Source organism: Limosilactobacillus oris DSM 4864, from assembly GCF_001434465.1.
GTDB classification, from domain to species: Bacteria; Bacillota; Bacilli; order Lactobacillales; family Lactobacillaceae; genus Limosilactobacillus; species Limosilactobacillus oris.
The window spans coordinates 1-16,131 of the sequence record NZ_AZGE01000020.1 but is presented as its reverse complement, the minus strand read 5'-3'; the positions used below and the strand labels follow the sequence as shown (position 1 = coordinate 16,131).

Below are 16,131 nucleotides of genomic sequence, written 5' to 3'. Positions count from 1 at the left end.
CCCAAGATGTTAGAGCACTACTGGTCGCGGGGGCGGCTAGTTTTACTGCTGGTCCTGATCATAGCAGGGGTGGCGGCCTTATTCTTTACCAGCCATAACCAGCAATTTTACAAGCGGCCGATTGCCCGGGTAGAACGGGTTCAGACTGGAGCGGTTCGCCGGACCAGTGACCAGTTTCAAAACGTCGACCACCAACACCAGCAGACCTTGACGGTACGGCTCCTGAACACGGCGGAGCGCGGCCAGCGGCTAACGGTTACCAATACTTATAGTGATTCACAGCCAATGGACCTTCGCTACCACCGGGGGGACCAGCTTTTTTTGAACCAGCTGAAAAAGCACCACGGTCACCTGAGTGCTAACGTCGCGGGCTATAAGCGTGACGGGGTCACTGTCTTTCTTTTTTGGCTGGTCTGCCTGCTCCTGCTAATGATGATGGGGAGCGCGGGAGCCCTGGCCCTGGTCAGCGTCCTGGTCAACACGCTGCTCTTTATCCTGGCAATTATAATTGACCTGAAAAATAACGGTGAGCACGTCATGTTGATTTTCGGGAGCCTGGCGGTTATTTTTACCGTGGTCAGCCTCCTGCTAATTCTAGGACCGACCAAGAAAATGCTGGCAACCACAGCGGCGACGATTATCGGTACTTTTACCGCCTTAGGGGTGAGCCTGCTGGTCTTCGCCTGGACCCACGAGCGGGGAATCTACTATGAATCGATGCAGTATGTGACCCAGGTTCCACGGCCGCTCTTCCTGGCAGAAACCTTACTGGGCTCTCTGGGGGCAGTAATGGATGAATCCAGTGACATTATTGCCACCCTCTTTGAGCTGAAGCAGCTCAACCCGACGGTCTCACGGCTTCAGCTTTTCCTGTCGGGACGCAGCGTCGGGAAGTCAATTATGGGACCGTTGGTGAACGTGCTCTTCCTGATTTTTATGGCGGAAACCTTTACCTCTAGCCTGCTCTACATTAAAAATGGTAATTCTTGGGGCTATACCTTTGCAATGAACATGAGCCTTGGTACCGTCCAGAGCTTAGTGAGCGGGATTGGGATCGTCTTGGCCGTGCCATTAGTCAGCGGCTTTGGAGCACTTTTACTAGGGAGGCGGACGACGAAATGAGTACAATTACAGCTTTAGGGTTAGTACTGCTGGTATTGATGGTGCTGGTAGGGGGCAAGCAGGGGTGGACAGCCTTTTTGAGCCTCTTGCTGAACTTTGGCTTCCTTTACTTTGCAATTATTTTGATTGCTTTTCATGTGCCGCCGCTCTTCGTGACGGTGACGACCGGGATTATTATCCTCGCGGTAACGATCTTTATGGGGGAAGACGACTTGCGGACGACGGTGACGGCCTTTTACGCTTCGCTCATCGTGACCGCGGTTCTGATCCTTCTGATCTTCCTCGTTGAACACTGGGCCTTGGTCCAGGGATTCGGAACTGAGGACAGCGATGACCTGGAGGGAATGTCGATTCTGATTGGTATCAGCTACTTCAAGGTGCTGATCACGGTAACGACCCTCAGCACGCTGGGGGCGATTGCTGAAGCGGCAATGGCAATTGCGGCAGGCCTGACGGAGATTCTCACAAACCACCCGGATGTCAGCAACCAGCAGCTGCTGCGGAGTGGGATGGCGATTGGCCGTCAAATTATCGGGACTACGCTCAATACCTTGTTCTTCGGCTTCTTTGGCGGCTTTTTGGCCCTCTTCATCTGGTTTGCCGGTTTGCACTATTCGCTGGGGACGATTATGAATAATAAAATTTTTGTAGCTGAGATGATAGAAGTCCTAATTTCCTTTATCGGGGTCCTGCTGACGGTCCCCACGACGGCCTGGATAATGACCAAGCGGCGCGGAAAAGTCACCCCGGAGTAAAAGAAAAAAACTGCCATCCCCGTGAAGGTTTGAAGAAACACCTCCAATCAGCTTGCCGGCCGATTGGGGGTGTTTTACTTAACCCCGCAGCTCGTCACGGGAATCTCTCTAGGATCGGCCGGGTTTGACTTCCTGACTGGGTTAAATCCTGATAATGGAACGGATTAAAATTCAGTTAGTATGATTAATAAACCAATTCCAACAAGCGCCGAAACAACATCGAAAGCGCGTCATGACGCGGCCAAACAGTTAATCAGATTTGTCCTATTTGTCTAATGTTTTTTGAAATTTACGGCAAATAATGATATATTAACTATCGTAACTTGGGCTAATTCGTTTTCTTTGCGACGTTTTCCAATTTACAGCCAAATTATTGTTATAAGGAAAGAGGTGGAATATGAATGGGCGGTGATGCTTTAACTTTTAAGCTTTGGGGACTCACGTTCAATACAACGAACATCGTTTCTGGACTGATTATCTACGCAATCGTGTTCTTCACTCTTTACGGGATGTCACGAAAGATCAAAATGAAGCCGACCGGTGCGCAAAACGTTTTTGAATGGCTGGTCGACTTTACCAACGGGATTGTCCGGAGCCAGATGCCGGCATCAGAACAGGGCCATTACAGTTTCTTTGCCTTCGTTCTCTTTGTCTTCATCTTCTTCGCTAACCAATTCGGTCTGATCTTCCAGTTTCACTGGAACGGTGCGGAAGTGCTTAGAAGTCCAACGGCGGACCCTGTTGTCACGTTAACGTTCTCACTGATGGTAATGGCCTTAGCCCACTTTGCCGGTGTGGCTCACAACGGTCTGGGTGGCTACTTGAAGGGCTACACGAAGCCATTCTTGCTGATGATGCCGGTTAACATCATTGAAGACTTTGCTAACTTCTTGACGCTGGGTCTCCGTATCTTTGGTAACATTTTTGCTGGTGAACTTTTAATGAGTTTAATTGCCAACATGGCCTTTTCACACGGTGCATTGACAATTATTCCCGGATTGCTGTTGGAGCTTGCATGGCAAGGTTTCTCGGTATTCATTGGTTCAATCCAGGCATATGTCTTTGTAACATTAACGACGGTTTATATTTCTCGGAAGGTTTCCGAATAATAATCTCTAAGGAGGAATTTTAAAATGGCATTAGGTGCAATTGCTGCAGGACTCGCTGCTATGGGTGCCGCTATCGGTGGTGGTATTGGTGATGGTATCTTAATCGGTCACACTGTTGACAGTATCGCTCGTCAACCAGAATTACAAAGTCGTTTACAAGCAACGATGTTCATCGGTGTTGGTTTGATTGAAGCCATGCCGATCATTGCGATCGTTATCGGCTTCCTTGTTATGAACAAGTAATTATTGCAATCACTTATTTTTTATTTAGACAAGGAGGTGTCAATAGATGTTTGTGAACAATGTGTTAGCTGAATCAAACAGTTTATACGTTGGTGACCTGATCTTCTACATTGTCACCTTCATTATCCTGATGTTGCTGGTCAAGCACTTCGCTTGGGGCCCAGTTACTGACATGATGAAGAAGCGGGCTGACAAGATTGCCAGTGATATCGACAATGCTGCCAAGTCCCGCGAGAGTGCGGAAAAGATGGCCGCTAAGCGCCAAGTAGAACTGCAAAATTCACGTCAAGAAGCTGCTGACATTGTCAACAATGCCAAGAAGTCGGCTGAAACACAACGAGCACAAATTGTTGAGGCAGCACAAAACGATGCTCAAGCACTTAAACAACAAGCGCAACAAGATGCTGAACAAGCGCGGCGTGACGCGTTGAATGGTGCTAAGGATGACGTTGCAAACTTATCTATTGAGATTGCTTCCAAACTCATCCAAAAAGAATTAAAGGCAGACGATCAAAAAGAATTGATCGACTCCTACATCGAAGGGTTGGTAGATCATGAGTCTTGATAAGAAGACGGTCGCCCGCCGCTATGCCCGGGCACTGTTTGAATTGGTCGATGCAGACAACGAAATCGATCAGACTTATCAAGAATTGATTGCTTTACGCCAAGTCTTTGAGGACAATGAGGGATTAGAGGGGGCCTTAGCGGGTGTCCAAATGTCCTTCGCCGATAAAAAAGCCCTGGTCAATGCTTTGCAAGAGGGAGCTTCCCAGTACGTGCAAAACCTGATTCAGATGCTTTTTGATTACGGCCGCATTGATTGCCTGGTCGCAATTATTGATGAGTTTGAACGGCGGTATGACCAGCGTAACAAGCGGATGCATGCCGACGTTGTTACAGCGATCCAACTCGATAAACAACAACGGGACCAGCTCGCGGATAACCTGGCCAAGCGTTTCGGCGCGAACGAGGTTGTCTTAAACGAGCATGTCGATCCTGCAATTTTAGGTGGGGTTATCGTCCACGCGGATCATAAGACGCTTGACGGTAGTCTCAGCTCAAAGATTAAGCAAATTCGTCGTTTACTAGTTAGATAATTTAGATCTTTTGTTAAAGAGGTGAGACCTTTATGAGCATTAAAACTGAGGAAATCAGTTCACTCATCAAGAAACAGCTTGCCAACTACCAAAACCAAGTTTCCGTTGAAGAAACTGGGATGGTAACCTACGTTGGTGATGGTGTTGCTCGTGCTGACGGCTTGGAAAACGTCATCGCTGGTGAGTTGCTCGAATTTAGCAACGGTGTTTACGGGATGGCCCAAAACCTCGAAAGTAATGATGTTGGTATCGTTATTTTAGGTGACTTCAGCGGCATTCGTGAAGGTGACACTGTTAAACGGACGGGTCGAATCATGGAAGTGCCCGTCGGTGATGAATTACTGGGACGGGTTGTTGATCCCCTTGGTCGTCCAATTGACGGCCTGGGTGAAATCAAGACGACCAAGACGCGTCCAATTGAACGGAAGGCTCCAGGGGTTATGGAGCGGAAGAGTGTTAGCGTTCCTCTGCAAACCGGGATTAAGGTGATTGATGCCTTGGTTCCAATTGGTCGGGGTCAGCGTGAGTTGATCATTGGTGACCGGAAGACCGGGAAGACCGCGATTGCTCTTGATACGATCATTAACCAGAAGGACCAGGACGTAATTTGTATTTACGTTGCCATTGGTCAGAAGGAATCAACTGTCCGGGCAAACGTAGAAACCCTGCGTCGTTACGGTGCCTTGGACTATACGATCGTTGTTTCCGCCAGTGCTTCGAACCCAGCACCAATGCTGTACATTGCGCCATATGCCGGTGCAGCGATGGGTGAAGAGTTCATGTTCGGCGGCAAGGATGTCCTGATCATTTATGATGACCTTTCCAAGCAGGCCGATGCCTACCGTGAACTTTCCCTGATTTTGCGGCGGCCACCAGGTCGTGAAGCCTACCCAGGTGATATCTTCTACACCCACTCACGGTTGCTGGAACGGGCTGCCCGCCTGTCAGATGACCTTGGCGGTGGTTCAATGACTGCCCTGCCAATCATTCAGACCCAAGCGGGGGACGTTTCCGCCTACATTCCAACGAACGTTATTTCCATCACCGATGGTCAGATTTTCTTGGATTCCGATGAATTCTACGCCGGGCAGCGGCCAGCCATTGATGCCGGGACTTCCGTTTCCCGGGTTGGTGGTGACGCTCAAGTAAAGGCAATGAAGAAGGTTGCCGGGACCTTGCGTTTGGATATCGCTTCCTACAACGAATTGGCATCCTTTGCCCAGTTCGGTTCTGACCTGGATGAAGCGACCCAGGCTAAGCTGGCCCGTGGTCAACGGACGATGGAAGTCCTGAAGCAGGGCCTGCACGAACCACAAACGGTTAGTCAACAGGTTGTAACCCTGTTTGCCCTGTCACACGGGTTCATTGATAAGATTCCGTTGGCAGACGTTCAGCGTTACGAAAGCGAATTAGCTGCGTACATGCACGCCAATCACCAGGACCTTTACGACAGTATTCAAAAGACCGGGAAGTTGCCAGAAGGCGATGACCTGCTGAACGCGGTAGCTGACTTCACCAAGTCCTTCCAGACCAGTGATGACCAGCAAAAAGCTGCTGAAAAGTAATGTTGATTAATACTAGTCGAAAGGACGGTGAGATTTAGTGCCAGCTTCACTTGCTGCAGTTAAACATAAAATTGAGTCGACACGGAGTACCCGGCAGATCACCTCTGCCATGCAGATGGTCTCAACTGCCAAACTGAATCAAATTCAACACCATACTCAAACCTACGAAGTCTATGCGGAGAAGGTTAAGCAGATGTTGGCTGATCTGGTTAAATCTCACAGTGCCACATCTGCCGCCTCGCAGGACGATGTTTACGCTGCACTATTTAAAAAGCGTCCAGTAAAGAAGACTGGAATCTTTGTGGTCACCTCAGACCGGGGCTTGGTAGGGAGCTATAACAGTAACATTATCAAGCAAACCCTGGCACTGATGGATGAACACAAGCTGAACAAGGACAACACCGTTTTTCTGACAATTGGTAAAACCGGGACGGAATTTTTCAAGAAGCGCGGAATGAACATTATTTACCAGTACACCGGGGTGACCGATGTGCCGACGTTCCGCAAAGCCTTGCCGATTGTCCGGACCGCAGTCCAAATGTACAATGACCAAGTATTTGATGAAATGTATCTGGTTTACAGTCACTACGTTAACCGGATTTCATCCAAGGTCATTGCGCACAAGGTTTTACCGATTACCGAAGACTCCCTGCTGGATGCGGCGGGCAACCTGCCAGATAAGAAGTCCGCACTGGATAACAGTGACGTTACTTCTGCCCACGTCTCAGCTGAATACGAGTTTGAACCGTCAGATACGGTGATTGTTTCTGCACTGGTTGCCCAGTATGCAGAAAGCTTGATTTATGGTGCACTGCTGGATGCCAAGACATCCGAGCATTCCTCAAGTGCGAATGCAATGCGTTCCGCTACTGATAATGCTGATGACATTATTTCAACGCTGGAATTGCAGTATAACCGTGCACGGCAAGCAGCCATCACCACCGAAATTACCGAAATTACCGGTGGGATGACTGCCCAAGAATAATATTTCTAACGTAGGAGGAAACAACATGAGTTCTGGTAAAGTTGTACAAGTTATCGGACCTGTTGTCGATGTTGAATTCCCCTTAGACGGAAAACTTCCTGAAATTAATGACGCGTTAAAGATCAAGGAAAGTGATGACAAGACCTTAACGACTGAAGTTGCCCTGGAATTGGGTGACGGTGTCGTGCGGACGATTGCCATGGACGGAACCGATGGTCTGCAACGGGGCATGGAAGTAGAAAACACTGGCGCATCAATTAGTGTGCCAGTTGGTGATGATACTCTGGGACGAGTATTTAACGTCTTAGGTGAACCAGTTGACAATGGACCGGAATTTGGCCCTGATGCAAAGCGGATGCCTATTCACCGTGACGCACCAAAATACGACGAATTAAACAACAACACGGAAATCCTGGAAACCGGGATCAAGGTTATTGACCTGCTGGCTCCATATGTTCGTGGTGGTAAGATTGGTCTGTTCGGTGGTGCCGGTGTTGGTAAGACCGTTTTGATTCAGGAATTGATTCACAATATTGCCCAAGGCCACAATGGTATTTCTGTCTTCACGGGTGTTGGTGAACGGACCCGTGAAGGTAACGATATGTACTACGAAATGAAGGCCTCCGGGGTTCTGGAAAAGACGGCCATGGTTTATGGTCAGATGAACGAACCACCTGGTGCCCGGATGCGGGTTGCCCTGACTGGTTTGACGATTGCGGAATACTTCCGTGATGTGAAGGGCCAAGACGTGCTCTTGTTCATCGATAACATTTTCCGGTTTACCCAAGCCGGTTCAGAAGTTTCTGCCCTCCTGGGGCGGATTCCTTCTGCCGTTGGTTACCAACCAACGCTGGCTACTGAAATGGGACAGTTGCAGGAACGGATTACTTCTACTAAGAAGGGGTCCATTACGTCAATCCAGGCCGTTTACGTGCCTGCCGATGACTACACCGACCCAGCTCCTGCAACGACTTTCGCCCACTTGGACGCTACGACTAACCTGGAACGGCGGCTGACCCAAATCGGGATTTACCCAGCCGTGGATCCACTGGAATCAACCTCAACTGCGCTGACTCCAGAAATCGTTGGTAAGGAACACTACGAAGTTGCCACCCAGGTTCAACACGTTCTTCAACGGTACCATGAATTGCAAGACATCATCTCTATCTTGGGGATGGATGAATTGTCCGATGAAGAAAAGACGATTGTTGCCCGGGCACGGCGGATTCAAAACTTCCTTTCCCAGAGTTTCAGTGTCGCTGAACAGTTCACGGGGACTCCCGGTAAGTACGTTCCATTAAAGGATACTGTTAAGGGCTTCAAGGCCATTCTTGATGGTAAGTACGATGACCTGCCAGAAGAAGCATTCCGGCTGGTCGGAACGATTGATGATGCTGTCGAAAAAGCAAAGAAATTAAAGGCAGACGCTGACACAGACGACGCAAACAACTAAGGAGGGATAACGGATGGCTGATAGTAAATTTAAGGTCACGATTATTACTCCTGATGGCACCGTCTACAACAATGACGAGGCGACGATGATTGTCATGAACACCGCTGGTGGGCAAATGGGAATCATGGCGAACCACGTGCCATTGCTTGCTTCTCTGGAAATCAGTGTTGTTCGGATTAAGCATGCTGAAGGCGAAGACGAAGTCGCAGCGGTCAACGGCGGGATCATCCAGTTTGATGGTCACGAGGCGTTGATTGCCGCGGATAGTGCTGAATTGCCCGAACGAATTGATGTCGAACGAGCCCAAAGTGCGAAGGAACGGTCAGAAGAAGCTATTAAGGAAGCCAAGGCTCGTCATGATAGTGACGAACTGGCGCGGGCGGAAGTCCACCTTAAACGGGCAATTAACCGTTTGAACGCATCAAAGTACAGCAATAAAGAATAATTGGCTATCTTGATTAGTCATGGTAGGGGCGTGCCGGCTCCTAGCAAAACAAAGCAGCTGCTAAGTGCTTACTTAACAGCCGCTTTTTTTATGCCCTTAAAGGATGGCGGCTTTTAATAAAAAGTTAAACTTTGGCGGGAACGGTCTTTTTTCCCTGCCCGTATGCTATCATACAATTTAGTTTATTCTATAAAGAAGGCGATCAAGTGCAGATGACGGGGATCCACGCTCTATTGGAAATTATTGTGCAATTTATTTTTATCTGGCTGGCATTTACGGCAATCCAAGGCTTTCATGTCGAGCGGCTGTTTAAGCGGCCGCCGCGAACGCTGCCGTTAGCGATTGTGCTATTGTCAACTGCAATTGGCTACCTGTGTGCCAACTTCTTTTTGGGGATTTTAACGGCAATTGGTAACTTGACTTACTTGGTTCGCTGAGGGGGACGGAGGAGAAAATGGAAAAGATAATCATTAAGGGTGGCCGACCATTACGGGGGCAGGTCACTGTTGAGGGCTCAAAAAACGCTGTATTGCCACTGCAAGCGGCGGCAATCCTGGCGGTTCAGGGAACCGTCACCTTAAATAACGTTCCTCCGGTCACCGATGTCCAGCTGATGAACCGCCTGCTTCGTTTCCTCAACCTCAAGACGGCTTACGGGGAAAAGCAGCGCCAACTGGTCATCAACGGGAGTGTCCCCCTGTCCTCGGAAGCCCCGTTTGAATACGTTAACCAGATGCGGGCGTCGCTGTTGGTAATGGGACCGCTATTGGCTCGAACCGGGCAGGCCCGGATTGCCTTGCCGGGGGGCTGTTCAATCGGTGCGCGGCCAATTGACCTCCACCTGGCGGGGCTGCGCAAACTTGGGGCCACCATCAAGCAGGATGCTGGTTTTATTGATGCTCGCTGTGACCACCTGGTAGGTTCACGGATTACCCTCGACTTTCCTAGTGTGGGGGCAACGGAAAACTTGATGATGGCGGCGACAATGGCCGAGGGAATTACGACCATTGAAAACGCCGCCTGTGAACCGGAAATCGTGGAATTGGCTAACCTGCTTAATAAGATGGGCGGCCGGGTGCACGGAGCCGGGAGCAAGGTTATCCGGATTCAGGGAGTCTACTACCTCCACGGTGCGGAATATACAGTTGCACCAGACCGGATTGAGGCGGGGACCTGGATGCTGGCCGCGGCGGTAACCAATGGTGACGTTATCGTGCGAAACGCGGCTGCCGCCTACAATACCTCTTTGATTGCCAAGCTGGAAGAAATGGGCGTGACGGTGATTAAGCAGGAAGACGGTATCCGCGTCTTGGGGACGTCTGTCCTGATTCCAGCAAGTGTTAAGGCAATGCCCTATCCGGGATTTCCAACCGATTTGCAGCCACAAATGACCGTTCTCCAACTGCTGGCAAATGGTACCAGCACAATGGAAGAACACGTCTTTGAGCAGCGCTTTAACCACTTAGAAGAGCTGCGCCGGATGAATGCGGACTTCCAAATCGCGGGCTCGGTTGCAATCCTTGACGGCCCGACCCGCTTTAGCGGGACGGAGGTGGCCGCAACGGACCTCCGTGCTGGAGCAGCCTTAGTCCTAGCCGGTTTAGCAGCGACGGGAATTACCCAGGTGTGCAATCCCCAGTGTCTGGACCGGGGCTACTACGATTTTTATCAGAAACTTCACCAGCTGGGTGCCCAGATTGACCGGTTTGATGTTAAAGAGAAGTTTAAAATCAAGCCAGAACAGCCGCGTCAAGAAAACAAGGGCAGTGAGCCGGAGTAAATTTGTGGTATAATACCAACGATATTGTCAATCTAGTTACCTGGCAACTATTGCCAGGGAGTAACATCAAGTTAAAGCACAAAGGAGATAAGTTGAATGGCTAAAGATATTGGAATTGATTTGGGGACGGCCAACGTTCTGATTTATGTACAGGGCAAGGGCATTGTCTTGAACGAACCATCTGTTGTCGCAATTGACACCCAGACCAATAAAGTACTAGCGGTCGGCTCAGAAGCGTACCGGATGGTGGGGCGGACTCCCAGCAACATTCGGGCAATTCGTCCGCTCAAGAACGGGGTCATTTCAGACTTTGACGTTACCCAGGAGATGCTTTCCTACTTCATCGGCAAGCTGAGTGTTAAGGGGTTCATGTCGAAGCCGAATATCATGATCTGTGCGCCAACTAATATTACTGAAATCGAACGGAAGGCGATCATCCAAGCGGCTGAGCAGTCTGGTGGCGGCAAGGTCTACCTGGAATACGAGCCGAAAGTAGCGGCCATCGGTGCTGGCTTGGATATCTTCAAGCCGCGCGGCAGCATGGTCATCGATATGGGTGGGGGAACCAGTGACATTGCCATCCTTTCCTTGGGGGACATTGTGGCTAGTCAATCCATCCGTCTCGCCGGGGACAAGATGAACAGTAACATCGCCGCCTACATTAAGGACAAGCATGGTCTGGTAATTGGCGAGCACACCGCTGAAAACATCAAGATGGAAATCGGGACGGCCCTGCAGGTCGACGACCCCAAGGAGATGGATGTTCGTGGTCGGGACGTTGCCAGTGGGATGCCAAAGCAGATCACTGTTAACCAAAACGAAATCGAAGAAGCCCTCCACGATACCCTCGACCAGATTGTCACGGCCACAATCAACGTTTTGGAAACCATCCCGCCTGAACTGGCGAGTGACATCATTGACCGGGGAATCGTTCTCACTGGTGGGACCTCGCTCCTAAACGGACTTGACCAACTCTTCAGCTCCCGCCTCAAGGTTCCGGTAGTCGTTTCTCAGGACCCACTGGATAACGTTGCCAAGGGGGCCGGCGAGATGCTGGAACGGATGCAAAAGACTGATAGCAAAAAGAAGTAATGTGAATGGTTCACTTACTATGTAACCTCGTCCGCTGGTACCAACGGGGCGTTTCGGCGCGCCGCCCATACCGGGTCTGCCGGTTCTCTCCTACGTGTTCTCAGTATATGATAGAGGCCTTGCAGCGCTTTGGCCTCAAGGGACTATTACTGGGCATTGCCCGGCTCCTGCGGTGTCAACCGTTTTGCCGGGGTGGCTATGACCCCGTGCCGGAACACTTTACGTTTCAGCGGCAGCATTAATGAAAAGGTGAAAAAGTGGCAAAGAAAGATAAAAAGATTGAAGTAAGCGTTAAGGACATTGAACGACACAACCAGCCGGTCCAGCAGATTTTCATCGGCCGACGACTGATTGGGGAGGTCGTTACCGCCAATGAACGGTTTAAGGCCGTCTTAGTGGCCGACCAGAGTGAATTCAACGTCCGCTCACAAGAAGAGGGCCTGGAAATGGTCCTGCAGCAATACCATCTCCACCAGCGGTAGGTTAATGGTCGCAAGTTTTCTTGTGAAAAAATCTGGTATAAAGGAGTTAGGTAATGCAACATTCGCAAAATGATGAGGAAAGTCGGCTTGACTGGGGAATTATTTTCTGTGTGCTCATGCTTGCCTTGATCGGCCTCGCGTCGATTTACGTGGCGGCGGTTCACGACCAGCAGCCGACCAGTGTCGCCCGGCAGGTAATTACTCAACTGGTCTGGTACATCATTGGGACCATCCTGGTGGTGGTCATTATGCAGTTTGACTCGGAGCAGCTCTGGAAACTGGCACCGATTGTCTACTGGTTCAGTATTTTTCTGATGTTTGCGATCCTGGTATTTTATAGCCGGTCGTACTACGTTAATACCGGGGCCAAGAGTTGGTTCGCCATCGGGCCGTTTACTTTCCAGCCGTCGGAAATTATGAAGCCAGCCTACATCCTGATGATGGGGCGGGTCATTACAACTCATAATAACCGTTATCCTGTCCACACCGTCCAATCCGATTGGCGCCTGATTGGGACGATGTTCCTATGGCTCCTGCCGGTCCTGATCTCCCTTCACTTTCAAAACGACTTTGGGACCGCGCTGGTATTCTGTGCTATTTTTGCGGGGATGGTTTTGGTCTCCGGGGTGACCTGGCGAATCTTAGCCCCAGCAATTATTGGGGTGAGTGCGGTTGGTGGCGCCGTACTGGCGATGGTTACCAGTACAGTCGGTCGGACCATTTTGGAGCACATTGGCTTCCAAGCCTACCAGTTTGACCGGGTTGACACCTGGCTGCACCCGGAACAGGATACGACTAACCAGGGTTACCAGCTGTGGCAGAGTATCAAGGCCGTCGGTTCCGGTGGAATTACCGGGACGGGTTTTAACAATTCCAAGGTGTACGTGCCGGTTCGAGAATCCGACATGATTTTCTCGGTGATTGGGGAAAACTTCGGCTTTATCGGCGGGGTCTTACTGATCTTGATTTACCTGCTGCTGATTTACTTGATGATCCGGGTAACCTTTGATACGAAGAACGAATTCTACGCCTATATCTCAACCGGGGTCATTATGATGATCCTCTTCCACGTTTTTGAAAACATCGGGATGAACATCGGTTTACTGCCGTTGACTGGGATCCCGCTGCCCTTCATCAGTGCCGGGGGGTCATCATTGATCGGTAACCTGATTGGGATCGGAATGGTGATGTCGATGCGGTACCACCACCATTCCTACATGTTTAGCAGCAACCAGGAATTTAGATAAGGAGATTGCACAATGGCAACAAAGAATACGTATTTTTGGACGAAGCAGCAGGCTGATGGGACGACCCAGGTGGGCTTAAACGACCAGGGGCGCGATGACCTGGGAGAAGTCAGCTTTATCGACCTGCCGGCAGCCGGCACGGAACTAGAAGTCGGGGGAAAGTTTATTTCCGTAGAAGCTGAAAAGGCCGTTACCGACTTGGAAAGCCCAGTCGCGGGGACAATCGTTGCCGTCAACGAAAAGCTGGCTGACCAGCCGGAAGACCTTTCGAGCAGTGACGACCAGCAAAACTGGATCGTGACGGTGAAGTAACCAGCCTTGAAGTAAAAACTCTGAGATTCCTGTCCAGGAATTTTGGAATTTTTTTACCGCCAGTTATATTACAGCTTGGTCTGGAACCTGTTTCATGCTATACTAATGGTTCGAGGAAATCGGTTTGAAGTTATAATAATATTTAATTAAGGTGGTATTTCAAATGACAAAGAAATTACGTGTTGCTTTATTGTTTGGTGGCAATTCATCTGAACATGATGTTTCTAAACGGTCAGCACATAATATTTATGATGCCATGGACAAGGACAAGTATGATGTCAGCCTCTTTATGTTCACTAAGGATGGCATCCTGCTGGATAATGCTTACTCCCAACGAATCTTTGATGGGGAACCCGAAGACCAGGTGGTAGCGGATGCTTACCAGCACATGGACCTCGACCGGCCGCTGGCCCCAATTATGGCGCTGAACGAGCTGGAAGCGGTCGACTTCTTCTACCCGGTCATTCACGGGAACCTGGGGGAAGATGGGACTATTCAGGGCCTGTTTAAACTGCTGAAGAAGCCTTACGTCGGGTCCGGTATTTCTGCCAGTGCCCTTTCCTTTGACAAGGACCTGACCAAGAAGATGTTAAACGAGGCTGGAATCAGGAATACCCCGTACGTCCTGCTGACACCGGAAAACCAGGCCGAATATTCCTGGGGACGGTTAGAGGAAGAACTCGGCAACCTGATCTTTATCAAGCCAGCCCGGCAAGGATCGTCGGTGGGAATTCACCGGGTAACGAACGCTGAAGAGTACGCCGCGGCGCTTAAAGATGCCTTCAAGTATGACTTTAAGGTTTTAGCAGAGAAGGGGCTTGACCGGCCACAGGAAATTGAAATTTCTATTTTAGGCAATGAGCACCCGGTAGCCTCTAAGCTGGGGGCCGTTCGGGTACCTGAAAGCGATCCTTTCTATGACTACGAAAACAAGTTTGTCGATGCCAGCGGCGTGGTCTTTGAACTGCCGGTGAAGTTACCGCAGTACTTAACTGACGAAATTACGGAGATGGCGTTGAAAGCGTACCGGGTTCTGGGCATGAAGGGACTCTCACGGATTGACTTCCTGGTTGATTCCAACAATATTCCATACCTGAGCGAGCCGAACACCCTGCCTGGCTTTACTAACATCAGCCTCTACCCGCAGATGTGGGAAGTTTCTGGCATTTCGTATTCAGACCTGATTGACCGCCTGATTGAACTTGGTTTAGCAGAGTTTAAACGAAACAGTCAAATTAAATATGATTTCCGTGAATTAGGAACGGAGCATGTTGGTCAGAAGAAATACAACGACTAACTCATAAATCGTCTTTTTAGTCAAGATACTAATGCTGATTTGACAAAACGGTTAATAGTTATAAAATAAAAAATGGCTTGCTTACCCTTTTACAGTTAGTGGTTGAAAAGCGGACAAGCGTTTTTTGCGGAAATTATTACAACTAGTGCTATAATAATTAGTAAAGTAATAGCAGAACAATTATGTTTAGTGGATTAAAAGGACAATAAAAATAATAATTAATCGAGGATGGTAACCAATGAGACTACGTGGAGATGTGTTAAAACAAATTCGCCGCAAGAGGGGGTTATCGCAGACGGCATTAGCTGAAGGGATTTGTACCCAAGCGACGATTAGTTTAATGGAGAAACAGAACCGGTTGCCCAAGATGGATATTTTGACGGCGATTTGCGAACGTCTCAACATTCAACCGGACCGGATCGTGGAAAATGAAGTGAGTGGCGTTAACGATACCTTTAACCAGATTATCGACGCCTTGACAGACCAAGAGTATGACTTGGCAAAGCAACTCATTTCAAAGATTAGCATTAAAAGTTTGAATAGTGACTTTGATAAGCAACGGTACTACTACCTGCTCGGGATGGTGCAGATTAGTCAGGACCAGATTGATGATGCGATTTTCAACTTTGAACTTGTTTTAACTCAATTTGCGACGACCAGCGCCAACATTTACCTGGCAATGACCACGGCGGGGATGGCCTTGGCCTACCTGAAACGGGATGACCATGAACGGGCTGTCCGTTTGACTGACCGGGCGGTTAAGCTAATTGACAACAAGAAGTTGATTGGGAGTCTGCACCAGTGGGCTTCAATTAACTGCCAGATTGCCGAGCTCTACTGGCGCTTAGGTGAGCCTGAAAAGGCGTTGGCAAGTGCCCAGCGGGGAATTCAGCTCTGCCGGGACCGGGACTCACTCTTTATCCTTGATCAATTATACCTGTACGTTGGTCGGGCCTACATCGCCATGGGTGAAAAGGAGAAGGCCAAGCAGGCACTCGAAGTGGCGAAGAGCCTTAGTATCGCCTGTCACGGGAAGCTCAACGAAGAGAGCATCGCTGACGAACTTGCAAAATTATAGATTATAAGAGGCTGAGTTAATTCCCAGCCTCTTTGCTATTTTAAGGCTCTTCGTCAAGAAGTACTGATG

The 16,131-nt window shown here is 49.5% G+C and carries 19 protein-coding genes; all 19 read left to right on the top strand.

All coding sequences use genetic code 11. The annotated features are described in order from the left end of the window. The first annotated feature begins 6 nt into the window (after positions 1 to 6). The 19 genes from FC49_RS07155 (at position 7) to FC49_RS07070 (ending at position 16,062) form a co-directional block, all read left to right on the top strand. Positions 7 to 1,122 carry a YibE/F family protein gene (locus FC49_RS07155; protein WP_003712798.1) on the top strand — a complete coding sequence of 372 codons (1,116 nt, stop codon included), beginning with the start codon at positions 7 to 9 and terminating at the stop codon, positions 1,120 to 1,122. After that, a complete protein-coding gene (locus FC49_RS07150) occupies positions 1,119 to 1,877 on the top strand; it encodes a YibE/F family protein (protein ID WP_056984655.1) in 759 nt (252 codons plus the stop codon). The genes FC49_RS07155 and FC49_RS07150 overlap by 4 nt, the downstream gene beginning before the upstream one ends. A 401-nt stretch (positions 1,878 to 2,278) precedes the next feature. After that, positions 2,279 to 2,986, top strand: coding sequence for a F0F1 ATP synthase subunit A (gene atpB, locus FC49_RS07145; protein ID WP_056984654.1), 708 nt, complete (start codon positions 2,279 to 2,281; stop codon positions 2,984 to 2,986). 24 nt (positions 2,987 to 3,010) lie between these two features. After that, positions 3,011 to 3,229, top strand: coding sequence for a F0F1 ATP synthase subunit C (gene atpE / locus FC49_RS07140; RefSeq protein WP_003666561.1), 219 nt, complete (start codon positions 3,011 to 3,013; stop codon positions 3,227 to 3,229). Positions 3,230 to 3,275: 46 nt separating this feature from the next. Further along, on the top strand, positions 3,276 to 3,794 hold the full coding sequence (gene atpF / locus FC49_RS07135; RefSeq protein WP_056984653.1) for a F0F1 ATP synthase subunit B: 519 nt from the start codon (positions 3,276 to 3,278) through the stop codon (positions 3,792 to 3,794). Continuing rightward, complete coding sequence (atpH, locus tag FC49_RS07130) at positions 3,784 to 4,326, top strand: ATP synthase F1 subunit delta (protein WP_003712866.1); 543 nt, start codon at positions 3,784 to 3,786, stop codon at positions 4,324 to 4,326. Before atpF ends, atpH begins: the two co-directional genes overlap by 11 nt. Before the next feature lie 32 nt (positions 4,327 to 4,358). Continuing rightward, entirely contained in the window at positions 4,359 to 5,891 is a 1,533-nt protein-coding gene (gene atpA, locus FC49_RS07125; RefSeq protein ID WP_056984652.1) for a F0F1 ATP synthase subunit alpha, read from the top strand. A 37-nt stretch (positions 5,892 to 5,928) separates the two neighbouring features. Next, on the top strand, positions 5,929 to 6,876 hold the full coding sequence (locus FC49_RS07120) for a F0F1 ATP synthase subunit gamma (RefSeq protein ID WP_003712878.1): 948 nt from the start codon (positions 5,929 to 5,931) through the stop codon (positions 6,874 to 6,876). A gap of 25 nt (positions 6,877 to 6,901) precedes the next feature. Next, on the top strand, positions 6,902 to 8,329 hold the full coding sequence (atpD, locus tag FC49_RS07115; protein WP_056984651.1) for a F0F1 ATP synthase subunit beta: 1,428 nt from the start codon (positions 6,902 to 6,904) through the stop codon (positions 8,327 to 8,329). A 13-nt stretch (positions 8,330 to 8,342) separates the two neighbouring features. Beyond that, positions 8,343 to 8,774 (top strand): F0F1 ATP synthase subunit epsilon, encoded by a 432-nt coding sequence (locus FC49_RS07110; RefSeq protein ID WP_003712857.1) that lies wholly within the window; start codon positions 8,343 to 8,345, stop codon positions 8,772 to 8,774. A 167-nt stretch (positions 8,775 to 8,941) separates the two neighbouring features. After that, entirely contained in the window at positions 8,942 to 9,211 is a 270-nt protein-coding gene (locus FC49_RS07105) for a DUF1146 family protein (protein ID WP_176605855.1), read from the top strand. Between the two features lie 17 nt (positions 9,212 to 9,228). Continuing rightward, positions 9,229 to 10,554 carry a UDP-N-acetylglucosamine 1-carboxyvinyltransferase gene (gene murA / locus FC49_RS07100; RefSeq protein WP_056984650.1) on the top strand — a complete coding sequence of 442 codons (1,326 nt, stop codon included), beginning with the start codon at positions 9,229 to 9,231 and terminating at the stop codon, positions 10,552 to 10,554. A gap of 96 nt (positions 10,555 to 10,650) precedes the next feature. Next, positions 10,651 to 11,646: a rod shape-determining protein gene (gene mreB, locus FC49_RS07095; RefSeq protein ID WP_003711629.1), complete on the top strand. Its 996-nt coding sequence runs from the start codon at positions 10,651 to 10,653 to the stop codon at positions 11,644 to 11,646. A 5-nt stretch (positions 11,647 to 11,651) separates the two neighbouring features. Continuing rightward, entirely contained in the window at positions 11,652 to 11,888 is a 237-nt protein-coding gene (yidD, locus tag FC49_RS09790; RefSeq protein WP_082603565.1) for a membrane protein insertion efficiency factor YidD, read from the top strand. A gap of 15 nt (positions 11,889 to 11,903) precedes the next feature. Further along, positions 11,904 to 12,128, top strand: coding sequence for a DUF2969 domain-containing protein (locus tag FC49_RS07090; protein WP_056984649.1), 225 nt, complete (start codon positions 11,904 to 11,906; stop codon positions 12,126 to 12,128). A 53-nt stretch (positions 12,129 to 12,181) separates the two neighbouring features. Then, complete coding sequence (locus tag FC49_RS07085) at positions 12,182 to 13,375, top strand: FtsW/RodA/SpoVE family cell cycle protein (protein WP_056984648.1); 1,194 nt, start codon at positions 12,182 to 12,184, stop codon at positions 13,373 to 13,375. 12 nt (positions 13,376 to 13,387) lie between these two features. Then, a complete protein-coding gene (locus FC49_RS07080) occupies positions 13,388 to 13,687 on the top strand; it encodes a glycine cleavage system H family protein (protein ID WP_003711628.1) in 300 nt (99 codons plus the stop codon). 163 nt (positions 13,688 to 13,850) lie between these two features. Beyond that, positions 13,851 to 14,984 (top strand): D-alanine--D-alanine ligase family protein, encoded by a 1,134-nt coding sequence (locus FC49_RS07075; RefSeq protein WP_003711632.1) that lies wholly within the window; start codon positions 13,851 to 13,853, stop codon positions 14,982 to 14,984. Positions 14,985 to 15,222: 238 nt separating this feature from the next. Continuing rightward, the gene (locus FC49_RS07070; protein ID WP_056984647.1) at positions 15,223 to 16,062 is read left to right on the top strand and encodes a helix-turn-helix domain-containing protein; all 840 of its coding nucleotides are present in this window, start codon (positions 15,223 to 15,225) and stop codon (positions 16,060 to 16,062) included. The last annotated feature ends 69 nt before the right edge of the window (positions 16,063 to 16,131 follow it).